Here is a 23,128-nt window from a genome sequence, read left to right as displayed (position 1 = left end):
GAAAGCCCCGCCGGAATCATCCGGCGGGGCTTTTCCAGACCCGGACATCGTCACCGACGATGACGCCGCCACCGTCAAATAACGCGACGGACAACACCAGGCCGCATACGCTCGCTCCTGACCAACGGATTATGAGTCCGCTGCTTCATCACTCACCGGCCATCTCGAGCAGTCAAGGCGCTATCAAAAACTGCTACAGCGGCGTTTCGGTGGTTTTGGTTTCGGCCACGGGTTTTGACCCCTCCGCCGGCGGACGCCGCACCCCGCTCGCCCGACGTCGCACTCGATCTCAAAGAATGGTTCAGAAACCATCGTTATTGGCCTGCGGTCATAATTCGCGTCGCTCAGCGCCTGGAGCTACAGAACCTTCCGCGCTGCCTCGACTCCTTGCTCGCGGACGGTAATCTGACGATGGTGCACACTGCGCCCACTAGCGCCTCTTAGGGATCACGGAGCACAAGCATGACCCGAATCTTCGACAACATCGAGACGCACATGGGTGCCCATCTCCTCAAGACGTTCGAGACATCGAATCGGATGGATGCAGCTGTCGGATACTTCAACCTTCGAGGCTGGAAACTGTTCGGCGATGTGATCCGCGACCGTCAAGCAATCGGCGAGCCAATAGCTCGCGTGCTCGTTGGCATGACCCATCAGGACACTGAGGACCGGGTCATCGGGCACCTTCAGGAACAACTCCAAGGCATCAAAGATGTAGAGGAGATCGACCGCGAGATTGCCATCACTCGTCGGCAACAAGCCAAGTTGAAGTTTCGGACGCAACTCATGCGTGGCGTACCAAACGAATCTGACCAGGAAGCGTTGCGCGAACTCCGAAGCCAACTCGCGGATGGTCGTGTACACATCCGACTTTTCACTAGGCGACCGCTGCATGGGAAAACGTATCTCTGTCATCGAACGGACATCAATAACCCCATCATCGGGTTCGTAGGTTCTTCAAACCTCACTGTCGCGGGGCTAACGAACAATTATGAGCTGAATGTTGATGTCATGGACTCGGACGGTGCCGAGAAGCTCGATAAATGGTTCATGGCCCGTTGGGAAGACACCTTCACTATCGACATCACTTCAGATCTGATCGAGATTATCGACGAGTCGTGGGCAAGCGAAGACTTGCTCTCCCCTTATGAGGTCTATCTCAAGGTGTGTTGGCATCTCTCTCGTGATGTCCGAGAGGGGCTTATGGAGTACAGCTTGCCCGCCTCAATGCGAAACCAGCTTTTGGAATATCAGGAGAGCGCTGTCAAGACGCTGAGCCGTCGCATCATGACCCGCGGTGGTGCAATGTTGGGTGACGTGGTGGGGCTCGGAAAGACAATCACCGCCGTCGCCACGGCGCTCATGCTCAACGAGGCTGAGGGATACCGCGCGCTCGTGATCTGTCCGAAGAACCTCGTACAAATGTGGGAAGAGTACCTAGATGCTTACGAGATTCCTCACAAGGTCGAGTCGTACTCGATGTCCGCAAAGAACCTTCCCAAGCTCGGTCGCTATCAGTTCGTTATCATCGACGAGTCTCACACCATGCGCAGTGACAAGCGCCAGGACTACCAAGCCATTTACGACTACATCCGGACATTCGACAGCAAAGTATTGCTGCTGACCGCGACGCCCTACAACATCCGCTTCAAGGACGTCGGAAATCAACTCGGTCTATACATCGATCCCGATGACGACATTGGTTTGCAACCGCTCGCAGCCATGGCGAAAGACAGCGGGTTCGTAGAGCGTCTCGACGGGAAGGTGAACACACTCGAGGCTTTCAATAGGAGCGAAGAACCAGACGATTGGAAGCGACTCATGAGCGAACATTTGATCCGTCGTACTCGTTCGTTCGTGAAGAACAATTATGCAAAGAAAGACGAGAACGGAGTCGAGTACCTGGAGTTCTCCAACGGCACTCGATTCACGTTTCCAACACGAATTCCGAAGCCCGTCGAACACTCGTTTGGCGCGAGTGATCCCGCCGCGATCATGGCTTCCGATGGGACTCTTGACACCATTGATGGTCTCCATCTGCCGCGCTATAACCTCGCCGCCTACCTCAAAAAGAACGTGCCACTCAGCGCCCCTGAAAAGGAAATTGTCGAGCGTCTCGAACGCGGCAGCGGTCACCTTCTGGGCTTCGTGCGTAGCGGACTTTACAAACGTCTGTCTAGCTGCGGGTACTCGTTTGAAGTGTCACTAAACCGCCACATCGCTCGAAATGAGCTTTACCTCTATGCCATCGAGCACGAACTCGACCTCCCACTGGGAACCCTTCTCGATCCGATGCTCAGCACCGCCGAGGTCGATATTGACGCGGAGAACGACCTAGATGTGACGCTGGGTGATCAGGTCGCTGCAAGCGACCAGAGCGGCTATGAAGCACTTAAGAAAGCAAAACCGAAGTACGTTCGTTGGGTTCGCACGTCGCTGTTCACGTCGTCGCTCCTTGAGCATATAAAAGCGGACACGAAGGCGCTCCGGGACCTCATGAACACCTTCGGAGATTGGACACAGCAAGTCGATTCAAAGCTCGACGCCCTGGTTAAGCTGACAGCCGAGACCCATCCGACCGACAAGGTTCTTGTGTTCACGGAGTATAAGGACACCGCCGACTATGTTGCTCGGAGCTTGAAGGAACGCGGCGTATCGAATGTTGGCGTTGCCACAGGCGAAACCGACAATCCGACTGACGTTGCTCGCCGTTTTTCACCAGTGTCGAACACCATCCATTCGGCAACTCTTTCGGAATCCGAGTTGGACAAGCTCATTGCTCCTGAGAACGAGATCCGCGTTCTTGTCTCGACTGACGTTCTCTCTGAGGGGCAGAACCTCCAAGACGCGCACATCGTGGTGAACTACGACCTGCCTTGGGCGATCATCCGGCTCATTCAGCGAGCGGGACGAGTGGATCGCGTTGGTCAGAAATCATCCGAGGTGCTGATCTATTCATTTTTCCATGAAAACGTCGAGAATGTACTCAACCTTCGTAGCCGTATCGCGCAGCGCCTCCATACCAACGCTGAGGTGTTTGGCTCCGACGAGCAGTTCTTTGGCAGTGCGGAAGAAACGAAGGTCATCGAGGACCTCTACAAAGGCCACTTGGATGACGCGCAAGTGGACAGTGACGTGGATGCTTCGAGCCTCGCATATGAGGTCTGGAACAATGCCGAGGCGAACTATAAGGCGATTACGGAGAAGGTAGTCAACCTCCCCGACATGGTTTACGCTACGCGCGGGATCTTGACTCCGAAAGACGTCACTGGGGTGCTTTGCTACATCCGCACGGAAACCGGAATGGACAGTTTTGGTTTCGGCAGCACCACAGAGCTCGGCCTCTTGACCGGGCAAGAAGCAGTCGCTCGATTCGCCTGTGAGCCTGACACCGCTCCCTTGCCGGCCCAAGCCAATCACTTCCCCCTTGTGCTGTCTCTCGCACAAGGACCGCTCACGCAGTCCAACACCGTGGAGGGACGACTCAGAGGTGTGCGCAAGCGCATCTGGACGAAACTCAATGGGTCTCTCGTGGCGAGCCAGCTTGAGGTCGCGGAAGCGCTCGAAGCAATCTTCCGAGCATCACTCACAAGAGAAGCCGAACAGCGCTTCGCTTCCGCTTTCCGTCTTAGACCTGACGTTGAAGATCTTGCTGATCTGCTGGTTCTGCTTCACCGCGACAAACGACTCGTGCGAGCGGAAATTGCCGGCGACGACCCGATTCGCGTCGTGTGCTCGATGGGAATTGCGCAGTGACCGACGATAGCTGGATGGACCTGGTCAACGCTGGTGACTTCCGCACGCTCTTTCTAGAAAAGCTGTTCTGGAACCGCCCCGACCTCCGACCGATTTCGGTCGTGGTGGACGATCAAGACTTCACGCTCACCCAAATCGCCAACTACAAGGGTCTGCGCGTCTGGCTCTGCCCGGTCATTCCAGACCGTCGAACGCAGCGTCTCATCGACAGAGAAGTGCGCAAGATCTCCAACGAGCGTCTACTGATCTTCGCTGATGACACCGTGCAAGAGTGGAGGTGGTTGCAGTCGCCTGACCCACAAGGTGTCGGACAGCCTCATCTCGCGCTGCACCGGCATGTCGTAGGGTCGGCCAACCCCGCCCTCAACCAGCGGCTACAGATGATCTCGATCGGTATGGACGAAGAGGTCACCCTCATCGATGTGCTGCGACGGATGCGTTCGGCATTCGATGCCGACCGCATCACAAAGGCGTTCTACGACCAATTCATCGCAAAGCAACGAGACCTCAGCGAGTCCATCCAGGGCATCGACGATGACAGCGATCGCGACTGGTACTCCGCGCTGCTAATGAACCGCCTCATGTTCATCTACTTCATGCAGCGCAAAATGTTCATGGATGAAGATGCGGACTACCTCCGCAACCGCTTGAATCGGCTCCACGCGATGGCCGGAGACGGCAAATTTTTTAAGTTCTATCGTGACTTTCTCATCCCGATGTTCCACACGGGCCTGGGCGACCACGCGCACGATTTTGCCAACGACGAGGTTAAGGCGCTCGTTGGAGATATTCCTTACATAAACGGTGGCATATTTGCGGAGCATGAGCTTGAAAGCGTGAACACCATCGAGGTCCCCGATGACATATTCGTCCGGATCTTTGACTTGTTTGACCGCTATCAATGGCATCTCGATGACAGCGCCACTTCGAATGGCAACGAGATCAACCCGGATGTTCTCGGGTACATCTTCGAGCAATTCATCAACCAAAAGCAGCAGGGCGCCTATTACACGAAGGAGGATGTCACTCACTTTATGACGAGTTCCACCCTCGTGCCGGTCTTCCTTGAGCGGCTAGAAAATCAGACGGGTGTAAACCCCTGGTTGTATCTATCGGACGATCCCGATCGATACATCTGGGAGAGCCTGAAATACGGCGCCGGCATTCCTCTCCCCGTTGAAATCGAAGCGGAGCGACAAGAGCAACTTCGCCCAAGTTGGGGTTCTGCAGCTACCTCTGACGCTGCGTTGCCGGGGGAAACGTGGTGGGAGTTGGAGCAACGCCGAGCGAACTATCGCGCGGTGTTCGACGCTGCGCAGAATCACCAGATTAACTCGGTAGACAAAGCAGTCACCTTCAATCTCGACCTCGAAAACCTCGCTATCGACACTATCGACCGCCTGAACTCCCCCGAACAGGTGATGACCGCGTGGCGCATCCTCCAAGAGATCCGGGTGATCGACCCGACGTGCGGCTCCGGAGCGTTCCTGTTCGCGGCGTTGAAGATCCTCCAGCCGATGTACTCCGCGGTTCTCGATTCGTTGGAACGGCACCTCAAAACGGTAAGCCTGCCTGAGGGTGACGCACTCCTGGCGAGGGTTCACGACCACGCCAACCAGGATTATTTCATTCTCAAGCACGCAACACTTGTTAATTTGTACGGCGTCGACATCATGAAGGAAGCCGTCGAGATCGCTCGGCTGCGTCTGTTCCTCAAGCTGGTCGCAGCCATCGATAACAAGGAGCAGCTTGAGCCGCTGCCTGACCTCGACTTCAACATCAAAGCCGGGAACGCATTAGTTGGAGCGCTCGATGAAGACGACATCGAAATGCACAGTGACGACCTATTCAGCGCAGAGTCATCCGGCCAGGTTCGTCAGTCTGCTGACCGAATTTCGAAGGCCCTCGAACGCTTTCGCGATGCGCAAGAGAATCGGAATACATCCGCTGTCGCAGCGAGTCGTGCCGAACTTCGGTCATTACTCCGCGACGTGCGTGAAGAAGTCAATAAGCAGTACCACTCAGCACAAGGTCTGAACAACAAGCTCGATGAGTGGGTGGAATCGCACGTACCGTTTCACTGGTTCATCGAGTTTCCGGCAGTAATGCGCAACGGTGGCTTCGATGTCGTAGTAGGCAACCCTCCCTACGTGCAGAAGTCCAAGATCACGTCCTACAAGTACAAGGGTTTCGCCACCGATGCACTTCCGGATATCTATGCTCCATGTACCGAGAGAGCGGTGCAGATAACGCGGTCCGACGGCCGGCTCTCTCTAATCCTCCCTGTGTCCAGTCAGTTCAGTAGTGAGTTCAAGCCGCTTCGTGCGGTTTTTGAGAAGCGGTTCAAGAACTTGTGGGTGAGCACCTTCGCTGAACGGCCCTCCCGGCTGTTCTCGGTGAAGGTTCGCAGTGCGATCCTGACCGCCGGTGGTATGGGGAGGATGAACGCCCTCCATACGACTCTGACGCACAGTTGGATCGAGGCGTACCGTCCACACCTCCTTGCAACGCTGACCTACACGAAACGACCTGATTCACTGAGCTCGGAGGGATGGATTCGGCTTCCGAACGCACGCATAGCTGACTTGCTGGGGGTGTTGCGCAAGCGCGGTGTACTCGGGGAGAGCCTAGTGACTCGCAGCATCACGCCAGTTCAGTATAAGAAGACGGCGACCTACTATCTGAGCGCTTATGTCGACTCACCAACGACCTACAGCGTCAAGGAACAATCAGTAGAGCCGACGCTCGAGGGTTCACTGTCGTTTGCGACTGAGAAGGACCAGCTAGCCGCATCTGCGATACTGGTCTCGAAACTGGCTTTCCTCTGGTGGAATTTGACGGGTGACTGTTTCAACGTAACCAAGACAACAATGGTTTCGGTCCCATTCTCATTGCGAGCAACTTCGCCAGAACGTCTGTCAGAGATTGCCGTGCTGGGCGAGCTCATCCGGGAAGCGATGCCCACCGCGCGATCGTGGGATATGAACAGTGGCAAGTATGTCGGTAACTACGCCGTTCCGGAGCTGCGCGAGCTGACAAACGAGGTAGACCTACTTATGCTGGCCGAGGCAGGAATGTCCGACTACTGGCACGACATCGAGTACTCGTACTTTCGGATGTTCAAGCCGACTGGATTGTCCGCAACATCCGTGCGCGAGTTACCGTTTGCACGCTCCTGAGTAATTCAGGTCGCGTGTGGGCAGTTTTCATGGCCAACGGGCATTTCTCGGGACCAGTGGCCAGTTCTTCACGGCCCTTGACAGAGCTGCTCAGTCGGCCGCGAACGGGTCGGGCACGAGCAGCACGAGGCCGCAGGCCGGGCACCGTTGGCAGACCTTGAGACCGTGGGCGGTCTCAATAACGTCGGAGTTCATCTCAAGGCCGCACGCGGGGCATGGAGGGCCGTCCCAAGCGAGGCCGTCATCGTCATCCATGCCTTGAGTGTGCCCCACCGATTGCCACGCCGCTTGAACTATCCACAGGCACACCCTTGCATCCATTCCGACCGAGACGCGGGCGGTCGGAATTTGTCAAGGTATATGAGGACAGCGGGAGGTTGGCAGGCTATTCGATATGGAGGGGATACTGAAGCCATTAATGAAACCACTCTTGGGCTTCACGCTCAGCCCGGACGGGGTTCAAGTCCGTCCTCGGTTGAAGGCCAGGGCGATCGGGCGCTGGCATCAGGCGGGGTCTTTTGCGTTGGACAACTAAACGCTCATTCCCAAGGTCGAGTTACTCCTCCACCCACGGTCTGCGATTCGACGAGCACAGCACGGTCCGTCGATGCGGACACGGAGGGGATCCATCGAAGGGCTAGGACGGCTAGTTGAGGTGCAGCCGAAGGGCTTCAGCGACTAGGGCAGACCGCGACGGTGCGCCGAGAGCTTGAACCTTGGCATCGAGCCACTCACGCTGTTCGCTGCTGAGCCTGAGATTCATCTGAATCCCCGCGGTCCCGCGCCTGCGACGCGCACGGGTCGGCATTGCCTTGCCCTGAACGAGCGGCTCGACAGGAAGGAATTCCGCAGCGAGCTGGGTATCCGTGACGAAGTCGAAGGCCTCCACCAGAAGATCGGTGTACGTGATGCGACGTTCCAGCGAGACTTCCCGAGCCCGATCGAGGGTAAGAGGTGCGAGATACACACCGATGGTGGCGACCCCTCCCCCGCTTGCGCTGGAGGTGACGGGCCGAGTGACGGTCGATGACTGCGGCACAGGCACCATTGTCGGAGAAGGAGCCGCTTCCGGTTCAAGTGCGTCCTTGACTAAAGGCTCTGGCACTGCGGATGCTGGCGGTCGCGGCGGCAGGAGCCCAGCCAGGCCAGCAGCCCGGTCCTTGGGCTCTCCCCCGCTGGTCTTCGGGGTCGTGAAGCTGGTGCCGACGCTGGAGCGTTTGATCATGCCGTTCATGCGGTCACGACCTCGTCCTGGATCTGGCTCAGTGCCGTGAGAATCTCACGGGTCAGGTTCTCGTAGTCCTCCGCCAGACCGCTCGCATCGCGCACGAACAATCCATCGGCCGGCTTCTCCTTGGCTTTGAGCGCGGTAAGCCTGGCCGTGCGGTCATCCCGTGCAGCTTGCTCGAGCTCGTGAATCAACAGCCCCCGGCTGCGCGCGTCGACGGCGGCGCTGTCGAGGTGACGGATGCGAGTCTCGAACACCGGCGCGACCCCGCCGAGCAGATCCGTCAGTGCCGCGCGCACGTCCCGCTCGAGGCGAACGGAACGAGACCCGACCGCGAACAGCACCACACCCGCGAGGCGCAGTTGCGGGTTGCGCGCTGCCACGTTTTGGAACCGTTCCGCGACTCGGGCGACACCGTCGATGCTGGCTTCATCAGACCGCGTCGGAATGACAACGGATGTCGCCACGGCCAGCGCGCCCTCGGCGATCACGCGGTCCCCAGGTGGCGTGTCGAGCAGGATCAGATCGTACTCCCCCGCGATCGCGCCGAGAGTGCGTTCAAGCTGGACCCCGAAGTCGCCGGCGCCTCGTTGCTGCCAGGAAAAGTTCAGGCCGGCGATGTCACCGACCGCTGGGCCTCCGGGCACAACGTCGAGGTTGGGCCGGACGTCTTTGAGTACGGGCAGGCTTCCCCCGGTCGCGAAAGCGTTGAAGAGCTCCTGCCCGTCGGACGGCGCGAAGCCGAGGTCCCGTGCAATGTTGCCCTGGGGGTCGAGGTCCACGATCAGGGTACGCACGCCCGCTGCCGCAGCCAGGCCGCCGACGTTGGCCACGAGGCTGGTCTTTCCGACTCCGCCCTTGCCCTGCTCAACAGCGACAGTTCGTGCAATAGCCATAGTGGACTCCCTTATTGTGCAAACTGCAATAACGATTGCTACCAGCATAGCTCACCAGATAGCCTTACGTATCGCTTTGCATCCAATCTTTAGTGCTGCAATACGTAGTGCTATAACACGTACTATACGTATTGCTATAAAAAGTTTAGTTTCGTTTCGTATTCAGTTACGTTCTGTTGTTTAGTATTTCGTTCTGTTACACTGACGCTATGAGCGACCAGGAGCAGACGCAGACCGAACAGCGCACGTGCCGATTCCCGGGCTGCGACCGCCCAGCGATCGCCGCCGAAGCGGGCACCGGCCGGCCGCCCGAATATTGCGATGACGAGGGACACAATCGGGCCGCGGCATGGCGTGCCCGACGCAAGCTCACCGCCGAGCCCACCCGCAACCTCGACGACGACAAGCGCCCGGTCGACGCTGCGCGCCAACGCGCAAGCGAGATCCGCGGCCAGGTCGCTGGAATGGTCGAGCACCTCGGTGTGCAGCTAAACGCGCTGGTCGAGGAGCTGCGAACCGTGGCCGACCCCGATGCCGCCGAGGCGCAGATCGAGTCCGTCACTGCGGATGCTGCGGAACAGGTGGCGGCCGCATCCGCTCGAGCGAGCCGGGCTGAACAGGCGCAACGCAAGGCAGAATCCGAACGGGTTGAGGCCGACGCTGCTGCCGTGGAGGCTTCAGAGTTTGCCGACCAGCAGAAGGCGAGTCTCGCTGGGGCCATCGAGCAGCTCGAGACTCAGGGGGAGGTCTTGAACCAGGTCGCCGCTGAACTCGCTGACACCCGAACCGCGGGGGAGACCCGCGATCTAAAGGCTCAGGCCGACCTCGCCGAGCTGCGTGAGCAGCTCACATTCAGTCAAACACGACTCGCCGAAACGGAACAGGCCCGCGAGGCCGCAGTGGCACGTGCTGAGGCTGCGGCCACGGCACGAGCGGAAGCCGATGAGCGGGCCCGCGGAGCCGTTGACCGCGCAAATGCGGAAGCCGAGCGCGCACACCGAGCCGAGGCCAACGCGGTCGGTGTTCGGGAGGAGCTCGAGAAAGCTCGTGCACAACGCGACGAACTCAGAGAAGAAACCAGCACCCTCCGCAGCCAGGTCGCCACTGTGACCGTTGAGCGTGACGCGGCCCGGGCCGACGCCGAACGGGAGACGTCGCACGGCGACCAGCGCGTCGCCGATCTGCGCCTGACTCAGGATCAGCAGCTGACCCAGCTGCGTGCCGAGCTGGCGGAAGCAAGACAGGATGCCCGCGAGCAGCACACACGCGCCGACAAGGCCGAGGCTCAGCCCATCGAGCTGGCTGGCACCGCGACGAAATCCCGCAAGTCTGCCGGCCCAAAGACTCCCCAAACCACGCAGGGAGGCACACCAAAATAGTTCTACATCCACATCGGATTCGCACGCTGATGCTCGTCAGATCGATTCCTGCGGCAGTGCCCTCGCCCTGATGCAGGGGTGGCTTGTGAAAAAGTGAAATATCCGACGATAGCGGGGTCAGCTCACGAAACGGAATAAATAACACGCTAAGAGTTTCCGGGTCGGCGCAGTTATTGTTAGCGCACGTTTCCGTTCCATTGCTACTCAGACCCCGAACTGCATCGTTTCACTACACATGAAGCGGCCGGAAATCAGAGACGGTTCAATGTGATTTTCTGCGTTATCGGGTGATCAGCCATCCGTCCAGCAGCTCCCGCGCCTCGTTCGGCGTAAACCGGTGCCCGTCCCTGAGGTTCGCGAAGGGTCGGTCACCCCATCGCTCGATGTATATCGCGAGCAGGGCGTCCTCGACGTCGTGCGCATCGAGATTCCCTGTCGCCCTCCACGCCACGGTGAGCTGCTCGCTTTTTGGCAACTGCCAGACGTAGCGCCCTCCGCGGTGACCCGCCCTGAACCCACGCCCCTGTTGTGAGTAGGCCCATAGCCGGTCATGGAATCCTTGCTCCGAACCCGCCATGCCAATGTAAAGAACTTCAGCGGCGTGCTGCCAATTTGCGGTAACTTTCGCGGGGTCATCGGTGAGCGGTTTGTGCTTGTGAAACCCGCCGACGGATTCACTCAGAACCTCCGGAGCTGCGTTGGTCAGCTCCGTCAATACGACGTACACGCCGCGGGTCTTGGGCAGGTCGTCGCGGGTTAGCTCGCCGAACGTTTTCCAGCCCTCGAACCGCTGACGCTCGAACCATTCGCGTGTCCAGTCCATGGCGCTCAGCGTAGCGGGACGCGTCCCGCTCAAAGGGGAATCAGGGCGCGACTATCCAGCATCGTTCAGGCATGTCGCTGCTGAATGAGGTGGAGGGTAGGCCCGGTTCCCACCCTCCGTTGCCGTTGGCGCGGTCAGCTTTCGTGACTATTCGCGGTCAAGCAGGGGTCAGCTCACGAAACGGAATAAATAACACGCTAAGAGTTTCCGGGTCGGCGCAGGGGGCGGAGCTTTCCTCTGACTACGCCAGGTGGAGCAATTCCCCACCACAGGCTACAAGGGCGTTAACGTGGCTCCTGAGTACCTCCGTGACTTGTGAAGATGTGAGATACCTCCACTAAATCCGGAGGTTCTCTCCCTTGTCACAAGCCGCGAAGTGGCACCAATGTCGTTGGCTGGGTACACCGAGCCCACGATCTCACCGGACGGTTCCAACTACGCGACCTCGCCCAGGTACTGCCACCGGTTCTCCGGGTTCAGCAGCCCGGCCCCCACCAGCTCGAGCGCGGACCGATGATCAGCCAAGTTGGTGCTGGACCGCGGATACCGCGGCCACACCCGCTCACCCGGCCGGCTCGACACGAACAACGGCCGGCTCGACACATGTGGGCGCCGCGGCCGGCTCCTCGGCGCTGACGTCATCGTGGTCAGCTCGGCTTGCCACCACGCCCACACCTCCCGCTCGATCCGATACCGCTCCGCCCGAGTCGCCAGGGTTCCCAGCACGTTGAGCGCCAGCGCCGCCTGGTTCCGCAGATCCTGCTTGGATCTGGCCCACCCGTCACGGTGAACGATCAGGAGCTTATGGCGACGAAGACGACTCAGGATCGTGGCGGTATGCCGGGGCGTGACACCCAACAGACGAGCTGCAAAGTCAACTGTGAGGGACGGGTACTGACGCAGCAGGGCGTAGAGCTTGCCGGCCAGGTGCCCCAAGCCCCGGCGGGTGAACAGATCGTGACGTTGGTCGGTGAGTTGCGCCTCGAGCAGGGCGACCAAGTGGGTGCGGGTGTTGAACAACTCAGCTGTAGAACGAGCCGCCGACAATGGGATTTCGTGCGGGGGGCGGGGGTTATCTAGTGGTTGTGACCGGACTGTACCAGGACCTGTGGAAAACGTGGAGGCTAGGCGCCATTCAGCGGCGTTACCGTCATCGCTGGCACTAACCCGTTCCACGTACCCGGCCTCGGCCAGGGCAATCAGGGCGTCGGCCGCGGTAGTGCGACCCAGTCCTCCCATCGGGCCCAGGTCCCGGATGGCCGCAGCAACCGTGCGTTTGCCGGTCTGCAGGGTCAGGTAGGCCAGGGCACGGAGAATGGTCTGCTGGTTCGAGGACGCCTCGGTGCGGCCCCACCGGCCCGGGCTGACCCGGAACCGGGTGAGGAGGGCATCGACGTCGGACACGATGGCGTCCAGCTCCGAGAGGTCCTGCGGCCCCCGGACCGCCAGCAGCGGGCGCCGGAGCGCGGCGTACTGCTGGGCCTTGTCCCACTGCCGGCTAAGCCGTGCCCGGGCCTCGCCCGGGCTGCGGGGGCGGCGCTCGCCTCGGCCTGTGTTCTTCGTCCGGAAATGCTCCATGCCGGGGGCGGTCTGGATGGCGTGCTCGACGTCGACCAGCTGCCAGCCCGCGTTCGCGGCCGACAGCAGGCACATGAACCCAGTCCAGCTCGGGTTGCTACCGCCGTCGACGGTGGCCATATGCGCGGTGCCGGCCGCGCTGAGTCGCCGGTGCGCCTGGTGCCCCGCGGCGACCGGGCCCGACGGGGCGCTGTCTTCCGCGCGGAGAGACGGCTTCCGCGCCTCGAGCACCGCGGCCAGGGCGGCGAGGTCGGCGATCGTGGTCGACGGGGCGACCAGGGTGTCCAGGCTGCCGCGGAGGACCGTGGAGTGGCTGCCGTCCCGGTGCGGGGACAGCGGAGGCCGGGCGGCACCGGTGACGGCGTTGAGGAGCATGCCGTGGTCCAGCCGGCGGAAATTCGCCCGGGCAGCACTCGCCACCGGGGCGACGGCGAGCTTGGGGGCGCCGCCCTCGAGGGCGAGCCAGATGTGGCGGCCACCGGTCCCGGACGACTGGCAGACGACATGCTCGATCGAGAGGGACTCCAGGGTGCCGGAGAGCACATCACACTCGTCGACGGCTTCCTCCATCAGCTCGGCGTCGACACCGTGCTTATCCTTGCCGTCGAAGTCGAAGCAGAGGACCCGGAATAACCCGGCCTCATCGGCCAGGTTCATCGCCCACGGCGTCGTGGGTTCCGCCGGCCCCACCCGGTGGATCAGGGGGTAACTGTTCTCATCAAGACGCCCATACGCGTCGCGCTTCATCACGCGCACCTGATCACGCGGACTCATCCGGCGCGTCAAAGCCCAAGCTGTCCACGCTTCGGGGGACACGCCAGACACGCCGAACACCAATTCAGGTGCATCGAGCGTCACTTGCGCTATGCTCTGTGGCATAGAGAAACCTCCCGTAAGGGCTGTTGATCTGGATTAGCTCTAACCTCGTTGCCGGGAAGCTGAGAGGGTTTGAGCTACGAAACTTATGAAGCCCGTCGCGAAAGCGACGGGCTCTTTCGTTTAAGCGACCTGGCTGATGGGCAGCTCCTCGTCATGGTGAACGGATGCCTGGGGCATGAGCGCGGACAAGCCGACGTCTCGCGCGAGAACTGAAGCGATGTAATCGCTCAGCGTCATTCCTCGCTCTTCAGCGCAGTCGCGGACTGCGTCCGCGATCGGCGACGGAACACGGGAAAGCAGTGGTTGGCGATCGCCTTTGCTCTTGCGCCCGCCGTAAGTCCGTTGAGGTGGCATGACCCGACCATATCGGCTCCCTGAAACAGAAACTGTGAAGATGGGTCGGCGTGTCGAAATGAAACACCTGATGCCCTGTCTTTCGGCTCGCTCTATCGATGCGGATGCCGACCACCCAGCCGCGGGTGAGGCGTGAATTAAGGCAGAGGCCAGCATCCGTCATCGCCCCAAAACACAATCGACGTGCGCCGTTGCCGCAGCGACCAGCACCGCATCGTTCAGCACGTACGTGGCTTCGGAGGTGCAATCGCTGTGCACCTCGGCAACGAAATCGCCTTGCGTCAATACGGCAAGGTCGCGGAGTACCGCGCTTTCCAATGAGTGTGTCCATGACGTCAGCTCGCCACAGGTCAACGGGCCCTTCAACGCCAAGGATCGAACGATGTTCGCGACCGATCGCCGGGCGATGGGTTCGATCATGCGCTCGTCACTCTTCACTGTCTTCGAGGTGCTGGGCATGCCTAACACTCTAGGCACGTCTAGCTAGGCATGTCCAGCTGGGGTAAAATTGATTGTGCACGTCACGGTGACCCCGTACACGACGGGTCGGTCGTGTAAATTACACCAACGCGCGAGAGGCCAGATTGACTGAACACCGCTCCGACGACCCGGCAATCCCGGACGAGAACGCTCGGCGTGCGCTGGCGAGCAAGCTGAACTTGCTTCTGGATGCCGTCGCTGCTGAACGGGGTCAGCCTCTGACCTACCGGGAGATCGCCGCAGCCCTGGACGACCGCGGGGTGAGCCTGTCCCGTGCCCGGTGGTCGTACATGCTCAGTGGCAGCGGATATCTGGTCACCGACGAAACACTTCTGCGGGGCCTCGCGGGATACTTTGAAGTCGACCCCGACTATCTTCTCGGCGGACCGGATGTTGCCGAGCCCGATCGAATCGCGGCAGTTAACGAACTAATTGCGGCCATGCGTGCGGCCAAGGTGCGCACTTTTGCCGCTCGAACGCTGGGCGAGGTTTCACCACCCACTCTGCGAGCGATAACGGAGATTCTGAACCAGGTAATCGATGGACCGGCCAGTGAAAAAAAGAACTGACGCGTCGGCTCCCGGGGATAGCCGCACCCCTCGAAAACGAGCCACTGCCGCATTCACGGCATTGGCCCTCCCCGATCGGGTGTCGATCCCGAGCATCGTGTCCCTCGTTGAGGAATCGAGAAAGACGCACATCTCGATCACAACCTCGCCGCTGCTCAACGGAACCGAAATCTGCGGGCTCTGGCTGCCCCGCGAAAATGACGATCTGATCTTCCACGCCGAAACGGATTCGGAACATCATCGGCAGCAAATTGTCTGCCATGAGTTGTCCCACATGATCTTGCGCCACGACGAGGTCGCCGGCCCGACGCTGCACGGTGTCTTGCTCGAAGCGAATGGCCCGGTGAGCGCGTTCGGCCGTTCGGATTTTCGTGATGAATTCGAGTTGGCCGCCGAAGCGCTGGCCGATCTCCTGACCAGCGCGATCCGCACCAGCACCAAAGAGCCCGAGGGCTTCGAGGGAGTCTTCGGATAATGCAACTGATCATCGCCCTGGCCCTCTGGGGACTCGTGGGCGCGCTGGCAATAGGCACCCGCCGACGCACTGATCAGAGTATTCTCTATGCCGCCGTCATGATTGCGGTCTCGCTGACTCTGAATATCGATGCTGTGTACTTCGCGACAGACGGGCTCCTCGGGGGACGCAACTACGCGGACTTGCCCGCCAACCTCTTGCTTCTCCTGGGCGTCTATTTCCTCTCCCGGGCCATCCTGCGGGCATCGTCGCCCAAGCGCGCACGCGCGGCGGACAGGCCGTTTCTGATCGGGGCCATTGTCACGGCCAGCCTCATGGTGACGACCTTTGTCTTCATCGACGCACCCACGAGCTCGGGCTCGTTTATGAAGGACTTTGGCCACCAACCCGCAGCGGCCGCCTACTCCGTGATCCAGTTCACCTACCTGGGCATCGTGGTCGCACTGACGGGAACGATCTGCCTGCGCTTTGCAGGGCGGATGAGCACCCCCGCTCGTCGGCTCGGCTTCCGCATCGTGGGTGCCGGCTGCGGCGCGGCCGTCCTCACAGTTCTCAGTGTGGTGGGCATGGACCTCGCGCACGTCTTCGGGGCGATGCCCCTCGTGGCACTGTTCGCGAGTGCCTACAACGTGCTGAACACGGCCGCGATCCTGCTCCTCTGCCTCGGTCTGTCCCTCCCGCCGATTCTGGGGTGGGTCAGCAAGAGGATCGACCGGCGGAATCTGCAGGGCGTTCTTCCCGACCTCACCCGAATCTGGAACGACGTGTCTGCCCAGCACGTCGAGTTGGGTGACGAGACCTACCGACACACCCCAGGCACGGCGTCGCGCGACGTCGACACCGTTGTGCACCGCACGCTGGTCGAAATTCGTGACGCCCTACTGTTCGACCCGAGGGCTCGTGACCGGCTCACGGATGAGGATCTCGCGTTGCTCACGGCGACCGAGACCCACATCGGCGCGCAGAGCGCATCCGCGTGAAATTCGGCTACGTCCTGACCGCGGGCGCTCTCGCCGTCGGGGGCATCGCTGTTGCGAGCCTGGCCGTCGTCAAACAGATCGTAAGAACGGATGCGCCGAGGCGCGAACCGCTCCGCGTGATCGCGGTCGACGACGTCGCTGCACCTCGGGCCGTGACCCTGCCCTCAAACGCGGCGACGCGGGCGCCCGGCCAATACGCCATCTGGTTCGACTCCGGCCGCGGCTATGCGCAGCTCGGGCGGATCATCGCCGTCAATGGAGTCGCCTCCCTCGTCACGCGCGAGGTAACCAGCTCCCGCGGTACTCCGCTTCGAGCAGGCCGATCGGCGCGGTGGAGCGGCGTCGTGCCGTCTCTGGCAACGGATGTCGGCCTGCCGTTCACCGCCGTCACCGTCCCGACCGCGCTCGGTCCCGCGCCGGCTTACCGCTTCGATGCTGCCTCCGACCGGCCGCCGGCCTCGATGTGGGCGATCCACATCCACGGTCAGGGCGCGACCCGGGCCGGCCCGTTGCGCGGCGTTCCGGTCGCCCACCGTGCCGGCCTCTCGTCGCTCGTGGTTTCGTACCGGAACGACCACGAGGCCCCGAGCTCGCGCGATAGAAAGTCGATGCTGGGCCAGACCGAGTGGCGCGATGTGGACGCGGCCCTCAACTACGCCATGGCCCACGGCGCCGAAAACATCATCCTCGTCGGCTGGTCAATGGGCGCGATGATCGCGCTGCAGCTCACCCGGTCCTCCCGGCATCGGGAGCGAATCGCCGGGCTGTGCCTCATCGCCCCGGTCACGGATTGGCGGTCGACGATCCTCGCCGCCGGCCGTCGAGCGCGCGTGCCAGCATTCGTGACGCACTTGGCGATGCGAGTGCTAGGCAGCCCGTTGTCGCGGCGAGCCACCGGCCTGCAGGAGTCGATAGGCCTCTCTAACCTCGATTGGATCACGAACGGCGCCGACCTCCATGTCCCAACGCTGGTGCTACACAGCTCCGGCGACCGATCCGTTCCGATCGCCATGTCAAGGGCGTTCGCGGATGCACACAAAGAGCTGGTCGAGCTCGTCGAGCTACCCGCGGCGCCGCACACCCTCGAATGGAACAGAAGCCCCGAGCGCTGGGAAGCCACTTTCTCCGATTGGCTGCACCGTCTTAAGCCTCTACCGGAGGAAAAGGACGAGCGACGAACTCCCCTTCCTCGCTGATTACGATCCCCTCGTCTTCGACCATCTGCCTAACCTGTCTGAACTGTTGGTTGGCATTCGGCCCATTGAGCAAAGTCGCATCATCGGATACCAGCCTCAATGCGTTAAGTCTGACGATGCTCGAGGAGATCACGCTCAGGAGTTTCGTGTGGAGGACATCGGGGAATCCGCCCCTATCAGGATGCTTGATCGAGTTGTAGTTGTTCGCGATCGCGCGTGCGAGGCCGACCTCCGATTTAGCGATGCCACCCCATGACAAGCCGAGAGGTTTCAACCCTCGATAGATGTCCGTAGCGACGGTCTTGCACGCCTTGCTTGCCGACTCGGAGGTTGCAGGATCCTTCACCTTGTCTACCCATGTCTGACTTCCCTTACCCCGTCGATATGTCTTCTCCTCACCATCGACGTAATCGACTAGCGTCGACCCAAGAGCCTCGAGGCTCATCGCGGAATTGATGGCGATGTTCTCCACGAAACTTTCACGCAGACGGTAGACCCCGATTATTGGAAGAAGAAATCGCTCCCATGAGGCGAATCTGTCCGACCACCTTGTGAGCGCGGACGCATCAATGTTGGGCATGCGAACAATCGGATAATCGAAGGCATGGTTCTTCGGAGCCACAACGCCGAAGTCTCGGATTGTCTGCCGACTAATCAGCTCGACCACGTCATAGCCCTGAACCGTCCCGTCTAACGTCCGCATAGTGAAGCGCTCGTCCCGAAACAGATGCTTACGGAATGCAATCGGCGCGCCAAACATCAATGACATAAAGGCAACGAATTTGCGCTGTTCAGCCAAGTGATCCGCGAACGGACGAGCAACTTCGAAGCTGGATTTGAGGACAGCCCGCTCGTTGAGCATGATCCCCTTACCACCTTCGGAGTGGAACGTCGTGGAGATACTCAGAGTGGCATCGCCCTGCTTCCACGAGAGACCGTCTGCAGTCTTGACCGTGTAATGCAAGGTGTTCACCCTATCCATGCCCTCCCCCTCGGAGGTGTGATCTGACGTGACGCTCCTCAGCCTCGACCACTCATACAGCCCATCGATCTCGGAACTGACCTCAGTCATGGTCAATGGGTCGTTGTGGTCGCCGTCACGCGCACCCAGCACGGCATCCTCTACCCCGATATGTCCTTCAGCCATACCGATTCCTGCGTTGTCATGCACTCCGTTGAAGTGACAACCAAACAACTCGAATCGAACGTTTACCCCTCTCGCCGAGAGATGCGAAGGCGGGGTCTCGCCTGTGATCCAGTCCTGCGTCGTGGTGAACTGTTCCTCGCCCGTGACGTAAGGAACAGAAACCCGCACTCCTCGCTCAGGGTCGAGAACAAGAGTTCCAACGGCATACGGAGTATCAGCCACTCCGTCGATAAAGACAGCGGAGATGACCGCGCCGACCTCGAGATGCTTCAACATCAGAAATGCCGCCTTTCAATATCGGGGCTTCGGAGCGAGCTTGACCCAATCGATTGTCTCGTCTGGACTCGTAAAGCCTGAACTACGAGTCCAGACGAGACACATCGATAGAGGGTCCTACTCGGATCCCCGACCGAAGAGATAGCGCATCCACGCTTGTCCGAGTGATTCCACGCGGGATCTCTGGATCGAGTACCGCACGCCGCGACCCTGGCGTTTCCCGGGCGGGAGATCGGCGATGATGACGCCGTACTCTTCCAGCGCGCGTAGGTGACGGTGAAGGGTGCTGTCGCGAATCCCGACACGGTCGCGGAGATCCCCATATGTCATCTGCTCTTCAGCCGCGAGCACGCGAATGATGTCGTTGCGGGCGCGATTACCGAAAATCTGCTCGATCGCCGTCATGTCATTGCTCCATTCGGGAGTTGACGATTGATTGACGGGATCCACCTGTCCATTGTGGCCCACGGTAACGCAACATCTGTGCGCCAGCCGTGAGGTCATTGACCGCAATCGCTAAGCTCTCATAATATGGCAGTATACTTTCACATACTGAGCGAATAAGGGAGGCGCAGTGAGGTCACACCGTATGGCAACGCATCGAGTGCGCCGGCCACCGACCGCGGGGACCCGCCCCACGGAAGCGACAGTGGCAGCCGATACAGTACCCCTAAACGGGTTAGACAAACCCGCCGACGTAAATAGAAGAGCGGGAGCGACCAGCAATAACGGGGGAGTCTCGGATCGTTGCTCGGCGCTGCCGCCCTCGACCGGGAGGCACTGACATGGCACAACGAGGGCGCGTCCCGCTGACGGACCATCAGCGCAAAGTACGCAAAACGATATGGATCAGCGCGGCGGGGGCCACCGTGCTGGTCAGCGTCGTCGGCCTGGTGGGGGCTCTCCTGTCGCAGCCCGATGAGGCCGACCAGTCACAGTCGGCCCCAGCCGCGACGCCGTCCGCTATTCAGGAACCCGCAGAGCCCGGGTCCGTGGTTGACGCATCCGTTGCCGAATTGGGCTGGTCGCCCGAGCCGATCACCACTGACGCGCGCGACTATGGGGTCGCCGCCGCGATCGCCGGATCGACGTACGACACCACGCTCGCCACCCGCAATCAGTTCCGTGACAACCTCGCGACCTGGCATACCCTCGACCCTCGCTACGACCTGGACGCCGACCAACAGAATGCGCTCGAGGGCAAGCTCGACGAACTCAATCGTCGGGTCGTCGTTCCTGCGTCGACGTGGGATACCCAGGCCGAGAGCAATATCGCCGTAACCGCCGCAGTTGACGGTGATGTCCTGGTCGACTACGACCACCTGAGCCCGCAGCCGGGATCCTTGGACGACCTGATCGCCGATGGCTACCACCTCGTCACCACGGACATTCTCGCGACTTACACGGGCCGCGGCGACGTCAGCTACGAGGAGCGATACACCGTCAGCGTGCAGGTCAACTGCGGAAGCTCGACCCCCGCCGCCAACTCCGGACAGGTCCCGGCCGACTGCAAGCTCATCCGCTTCTTCCCCGAAACGCGAAAGTAGCCATGGCCGCGCCCCTCGCTATCGCAGTCAAAGTGCTGGGGCCGCAGCGAATTCTCAAGGCGGCACTGGTCCTGCTGCTACTCATCAGTGCGCCCCTCGTGGCGACGATTGGGCTGCCCGTCGCGATGGCGGCCACGTTGGGGTCAGCGACGCCCGTCCCACCCGCGGCCGGCGTGCCCCCGCCCGTTGCGAGCGACGGGTGGACGGTACCGGTGGCCGGCTACACGATCACCGACAGTTTCGGGCCCCGCGACGCGCCCTGTGCGTATTGCTCCACCGTGCACTGGGGCATGGATCTGGCAAGCGGATGTGGCGAGCCCATCTTCGCGGCCAGCTCCGGAACCGTCTCAAAAGTCGGCGAGGAGGGCACCTACGGCTTTCGCATCATGATCGACCATCCGGGCGGCTTTCAATCCCTCTACGCGCACCTGACGCGGGGGAGCGCGACGGTTGCGCCCGGCGACCCGGTTGCCGTCGGCGACGTGATCGCGAAGGAAGGCACCACCGGCCAATCGACCGGCTGCCACCTGCACTTTGAAACACGCGTCGACGGGCAACGTATCAATCCCATCCCGTTCTTCCTCGAGCGCGGTCTCACGCTCTGACCCATCGCACCAACCGAAAGGCACACCTTGCACCTGCCCCTCTGGACCGCGTTCAGCGCAACCCCCTCCGCCGTGGATGTCCCCGACATCACCCCGGACTGGAACGCCCCCTTCATCTCCGGCCTGACCAACATCGGCTCTTTCATCCTGGCGGGGGCGCTCATCTTCGTCCTGATTATGCTGATCATCGCCTTCGTCGGGGTGATCTCCAAGGGTGGCGGTTCCGAACGATTCCAGTCCTGGTCCGGCGAATGGATCCTCAAAATCCTCGCCGTCGCGGCCGGCCTCGGCGCGGTCAACGCGATCTTCGCCTTCGCCGTCGGTTTCGACTTCGGTTTCTAACATGCGAGTTTCTCACCGGCGCTGGGTTCTCGGCGTCAGCGCCGCTCTCATCCTCGTCGGAACACTCGGTACCATCGGCGCGGCGCCCGCAAACGCCGCCCCACCTGAGCCCGCGGCGGCCCCCTCGGCCACGGTCGAGGGAAAAACCTGGAGCGGGCCAGCCTTTCCGGTCACGTGCACGGGGAGCACGGCGCGCATCTCCTGCATGCCGGACAACGTCACCGACAGCACCTCCGAGCGCTGCTTTGCCGAGATCCCGCATGGCGGAGCGAGCGTCACCGTCTGCACGCAGACGGAAGACAACGTCGGCGCATTGACGGATGCCGGCGGCACAGAGCTCAAACTCGAGTACGGCTGCGGCCCCGTCGACGCCGTCTGCACCGTGGGCGAGATGATTTCCCGCGGCCTGGCATCCGTCATAACCGGCGGCATCGCGTCGGTGATCGACAACACCTCGTTCAACACCAGCTCCAGCTTGTGGAGCGCCGCGATCAGCGAGTGGGCCTGGTGGAGCTGGGTCGTGCTCCTCGTCATCCTGATCGCCGGCATTGTGGCGATCATCACGGCGCTGTGGTCACGCGACGGCGCCGAACTGACCGCCGCCATCATCCGGTTCCTCCTCGCGGTGCCGCTCTCCGCGGGCTCGCTCTGGCTCGTGGGGAACATCGTCAACGTCGTCGACCAACTCGTTGACCCTTTACTCACGCGCGGTGGCCAGGGCGAGGGTCTCTACCGGACGATCGAGAACATCATTTTCGGCGGCGGTGGCGGCAATATCTTTCTGGCCCAGATCGTGCTGACGTTCCTCACCATCGGCGTGATTGTGCTCGTCTTCGTGTTCAGCTTCCGCAACCTCGCCCTCGCCGCGCTGGTCGCATTGGGACCGGTCGCGTTCATGCTGTTTCCGATGAAGATCGGTGTGCAGTGGGTCGTGCGCTGGTTTTCCGCCGTGATCGCCCTCATCCTGACTACCCCGCTCACACTCGGATTTCTCATGCTCGTTCTCCGCGGTTTCGCCGAGGTCGACAGCATGTGGAGCATCCAAGCCATCCCCTTGGCGCTGGGCATGATCATGATCGCCTTCGCCCCCATCGCCGTGTTCGGCCTGTTTTCATTCGTCGGTGCGGGCGCCACGTCCGCGATCGACAACATCGCCTCGCGCGGTGGGTCCACCGCCAAGCAGAGCGGTGGCCGCGCGGTACGGAGCCTGAGTTCCGCAGTCGCGAGCCGGACCGCGGCAGCACGCCGGCGCACCCCGTCGGCGCCGAGCGGCGGCGGCCCCACCGCGCGCACGACGCCAGGCCACAGCCCGTCCGCCACCAAGCCGACGCCCTCGGCCAGTAAACCCGCCGGACAACCGGCCGCGTCGGCGGCCGGGCCGTCTCCTGCGCCGTCGAAGTCCGCTGCACCGTCTTCCGCCCGATAGGCACGAAAGGATC

19 protein-coding genes are annotated in these 23,128 nt (G+C 61.3%); 11 read left to right on the top strand and 8 right to left on the bottom strand.

From position 1 onward, the window contains the following. Positions 1–462 precede the first annotated feature (462 nt). Complete coding sequence (locus D6T64_RS04635) at positions 463–3,756, top strand: helicase-related protein (protein ID WP_119972355.1); 3,294 nt, start codon at positions 463–465, stop codon at positions 3,754–3,756. After that, positions 3,753–6,935: an Eco57I restriction-modification methylase domain-containing protein gene (locus tag D6T64_RS04630; RefSeq protein WP_119972352.1), complete on the top strand. Its 3,183-nt coding sequence runs from the start codon at positions 3,753–3,755 to the stop codon at positions 6,933–6,935. The genes D6T64_RS04635 and D6T64_RS04630 overlap by 4 nt, the downstream gene beginning before the upstream one ends. A gap of 90 nt (positions 6,936–7,025) precedes the next feature. On the opposite strand, the gene D6T64_RS22515 is transcribed toward D6T64_RS04630, so the two are convergent. From D6T64_RS22515 to D6T64_RS04615, 3 genes are all read right to left on the bottom strand, one after another. Beyond that, positions 7,026–7,190 carry a hypothetical protein gene (locus tag D6T64_RS22515; protein WP_158594807.1) on the bottom strand — a complete coding sequence of 55 codons (165 nt, stop codon included), beginning with the start codon at positions 7,188–7,190 and terminating at the stop codon, positions 7,026–7,028. A gap of 391 nt (positions 7,191–7,581) precedes the next feature. Then, positions 7,582–8,169: a ribbon-helix-helix domain-containing protein gene (locus D6T64_RS04620; protein WP_147364468.1), complete on the bottom strand. Its 588-nt coding sequence runs from the start codon at positions 8,167–8,169 to the stop codon at positions 7,582–7,584. Beyond that, the gene (locus D6T64_RS04615; protein WP_119972342.1) at positions 8,166–9,059 is read right to left on the bottom strand and encodes a ParA family protein; all 894 of its coding nucleotides are present in this window, start codon (positions 9,057–9,059) and stop codon (positions 8,166–8,168) included. The genes D6T64_RS04620 and D6T64_RS04615 overlap by 4 nt, the downstream gene beginning before the upstream one ends. A 209-nt stretch (positions 9,060–9,268) precedes the next feature. Here D6T64_RS04615 and D6T64_RS04610 point away from each other — a divergent pair, with 209 nt between their 5' ends. After that, positions 9,269–10,438, top strand: coding sequence for a coiled-coil domain-containing protein (locus D6T64_RS04610; RefSeq protein WP_199719055.1), 1,170 nt, complete (start codon positions 9,269–9,271; stop codon positions 10,436–10,438). Positions 10,439–10,718: 280 nt separating this feature from the next. On the opposite strand, the gene D6T64_RS04605 is transcribed toward D6T64_RS04610, so the two are convergent. The 3 genes from D6T64_RS04605 to D6T64_RS04595 form a co-directional block, all read right to left on the bottom strand. Next, entirely contained in the window at positions 10,719–11,261 is a 543-nt protein-coding gene (locus D6T64_RS04605) for a hypothetical protein (RefSeq protein ID WP_147364467.1), read from the bottom strand. A gap of 435 nt (positions 11,262–11,696) precedes the next feature. Next, on the bottom strand, positions 11,697–13,613 hold the full coding sequence (locus tag D6T64_RS04600; protein WP_233550830.1) for a hypothetical protein: 1,917 nt from the start codon (positions 13,611–13,613) through the stop codon (positions 11,697–11,699). 618 nt (positions 13,614–14,231) lie between these two features. Further along, positions 14,232–14,531: a hypothetical protein gene (locus tag D6T64_RS04595; RefSeq protein WP_119972336.1), complete on the bottom strand. Its 300-nt coding sequence runs from the start codon at positions 14,529–14,531 to the stop codon at positions 14,232–14,234. A 125-nt stretch (positions 14,532–14,656) separates the two neighbouring features. Here D6T64_RS04595 and D6T64_RS04590 point away from each other — a divergent pair, with 125 nt between their 5' ends. The 4 genes from D6T64_RS04590 (at position 14,657) to D6T64_RS04575 (ending at position 17,772) form a co-directional block, all read left to right on the top strand. Then, on the top strand, positions 14,657–15,121 hold the full coding sequence (locus D6T64_RS04590) for a hypothetical protein (protein WP_233550829.1): 465 nt from the start codon (positions 14,657–14,659) through the stop codon (positions 15,119–15,121). 97 nt (positions 15,122–15,218) lie between these two features. After that, complete coding sequence (locus tag D6T64_RS04585) at positions 15,219–15,596, top strand: ImmA/IrrE family metallo-endopeptidase (RefSeq protein WP_147364466.1); 378 nt, start codon at positions 15,219–15,221, stop codon at positions 15,594–15,596. Continuing rightward, positions 15,596–16,576, top strand: coding sequence for a hypothetical protein (locus tag D6T64_RS04580; RefSeq protein ID WP_119972330.1), 981 nt, complete (start codon positions 15,596–15,598; stop codon positions 16,574–16,576). The genes D6T64_RS04585 and D6T64_RS04580 overlap by 1 nt, the downstream gene beginning before the upstream one ends. Continuing rightward, entirely contained in the window at positions 16,573–17,772 is a 1,200-nt protein-coding gene (locus tag D6T64_RS04575; protein ID WP_119972327.1) for an alpha/beta hydrolase family protein, read from the top strand. Before D6T64_RS04580 ends, D6T64_RS04575 begins: the two co-directional genes overlap by 4 nt. Here D6T64_RS04575 and D6T64_RS04570 read toward each other — a convergent pair. After that, complete coding sequence (locus tag D6T64_RS04570) at positions 17,720–19,195, bottom strand: ApeA N-terminal domain 1-containing protein (RefSeq protein WP_119972324.1); 1,476 nt, start codon at positions 19,193–19,195, stop codon at positions 17,720–17,722. The genes D6T64_RS04575 and D6T64_RS04570 overlap by 53 nt on opposite strands. A gap of 117 nt (positions 19,196–19,312) precedes the next feature. Continuing rightward, positions 19,313–19,645: an ArsR/SmtB family transcription factor gene (locus tag D6T64_RS04565; RefSeq protein WP_158594806.1), complete on the bottom strand. Its 333-nt coding sequence runs from the start codon at positions 19,643–19,645 to the stop codon at positions 19,313–19,315. A gap of 335 nt (positions 19,646–19,980) precedes the next feature. Between D6T64_RS04565 and D6T64_RS04560 the strand changes: the two genes are divergently transcribed. The 4 genes from D6T64_RS04560 to D6T64_RS04545 are packed head-to-tail and all read left to right on the top strand — an operon-like array spanning position 19,981 to position 23,115. After that, on the top strand, positions 19,981–20,742 hold the full coding sequence (locus tag D6T64_RS04560) for a hypothetical protein (RefSeq protein ID WP_147364464.1): 762 nt from the start codon (positions 19,981–19,983) through the stop codon (positions 20,740–20,742). 2 nt (positions 20,743–20,744) lie between these two features. Then, positions 20,745–21,347, top strand: a complete 603-nt coding sequence (locus D6T64_RS04555; protein ID WP_119972315.1) for a M23 family metallopeptidase — start codon at positions 20,745–20,747, stop codon at positions 21,345–21,347. 27 nt (positions 21,348–21,374) lie between these two features. Beyond that, entirely contained in the window at positions 21,375–21,689 is a 315-nt protein-coding gene (locus tag D6T64_RS04550; RefSeq protein ID WP_119972312.1) for a hypothetical protein, read from the top strand. Position 21,690: 1 nt separating this feature from the next. Beyond that, on the top strand, positions 21,691–23,115 hold the full coding sequence (locus tag D6T64_RS04545; protein ID WP_119972309.1) for a hypothetical protein: 1,425 nt from the start codon (positions 21,691–21,693) through the stop codon (positions 23,113–23,115). The last annotated feature ends 13 nt before the right edge of the window (positions 23,116–23,128 follow it).

The sequence above is a fragment of the Cryobacterium melibiosiphilum genome (genome assembly GCF_003602235.1).
GTDB classification, from domain to species: domain Bacteria; phylum Actinomycetota; class Actinomycetes; order Actinomycetales; family Microbacteriaceae; genus Cryobacterium; species Cryobacterium melibiosiphilum.
Note: the sequence above shows the minus strand (reverse complement) of the source record. Positions and strands in the feature narration are given on the sequence as shown.

What these genes read in the sequence shown, in the direction of transcription:
- D6T64_RS04635 (WP_119972355.1), top strand. Translation starts at nt 463, where the DNA reads ATGACCCGAATCTTCGACAACATCGAGACGCACATGGGTGCCCATCTC.
- D6T64_RS22515 (WP_158594807.1), bottom strand. Translation starts at nt 7,190, where the DNA reads ATGGATGACGATGACGGCCTCGCTTGGGACGGCCCTCCATGCCCCGCG.
- D6T64_RS04620 (WP_147364468.1), bottom strand. Translation starts at nt 8,169, where the DNA reads ATGAACGGCATGATCAAACGCTCCAGCGTCGGCACCAGCTTCACGACC.
- D6T64_RS04615 (WP_119972342.1), bottom strand. Translation starts at nt 9,059, where the DNA reads ATGGCTATTGCACGAACTGTCGCTGTTGAGCAGGGCAAGGGCGGAGTC.
- D6T64_RS04610 (WP_199719055.1), top strand. Translation starts at nt 9,269, where the DNA reads ATGAGCGACCAGGAGCAGACGCAGACCGAACAGCGCACGTGCCGATTC.
- D6T64_RS04605 (WP_147364467.1), bottom strand. Translation starts at nt 11,261, where the DNA reads ATGGACTGGACACGCGAATGGTTCGAGCGTCAGCGGTTCGAGGGCTGG.
- D6T64_RS04600 (WP_233550830.1), bottom strand. Translation starts at nt 13,613, where the DNA reads ATGAGTCCGCGTGATCAGGTGCGCGTGATGAAGCGCGACGCGTATGGG.
- D6T64_RS04595 (WP_119972336.1), bottom strand. Translation starts at nt 14,531, where the DNA reads ATGCCCAGCACCTCGAAGACAGTGAAGAGTGACGAGCGCATGATCGAA.
- D6T64_RS04580 (WP_119972330.1), top strand. Translation starts at nt 15,596, where the DNA reads ATGCAACTGATCATCGCCCTGGCCCTCTGGGGACTCGTGGGCGCGCTG.
- D6T64_RS04570 (WP_119972324.1), bottom strand. Translation starts at nt 19,195, where the DNA reads ATGTTGAAGCATCTCGAGGTCGGCGCGGTCATCTCCGCTGTCTTTATC.
- D6T64_RS04560 (WP_147364464.1), top strand. Translation starts at nt 19,981, where the DNA reads ATGGCACAACGAGGGCGCGTCCCGCTGACGGACCATCAGCGCAAAGTA.
- D6T64_RS04555 (WP_119972315.1), top strand. Translation starts at nt 20,745, where the DNA reads ATGGCCGCGCCCCTCGCTATCGCAGTCAAAGTGCTGGGGCCGCAGCGA.
- D6T64_RS04545 (WP_119972309.1), top strand. Translation starts at nt 21,691, where the DNA reads ATGCGAGTTTCTCACCGGCGCTGGGTTCTCGGCGTCAGCGCCGCTCTC.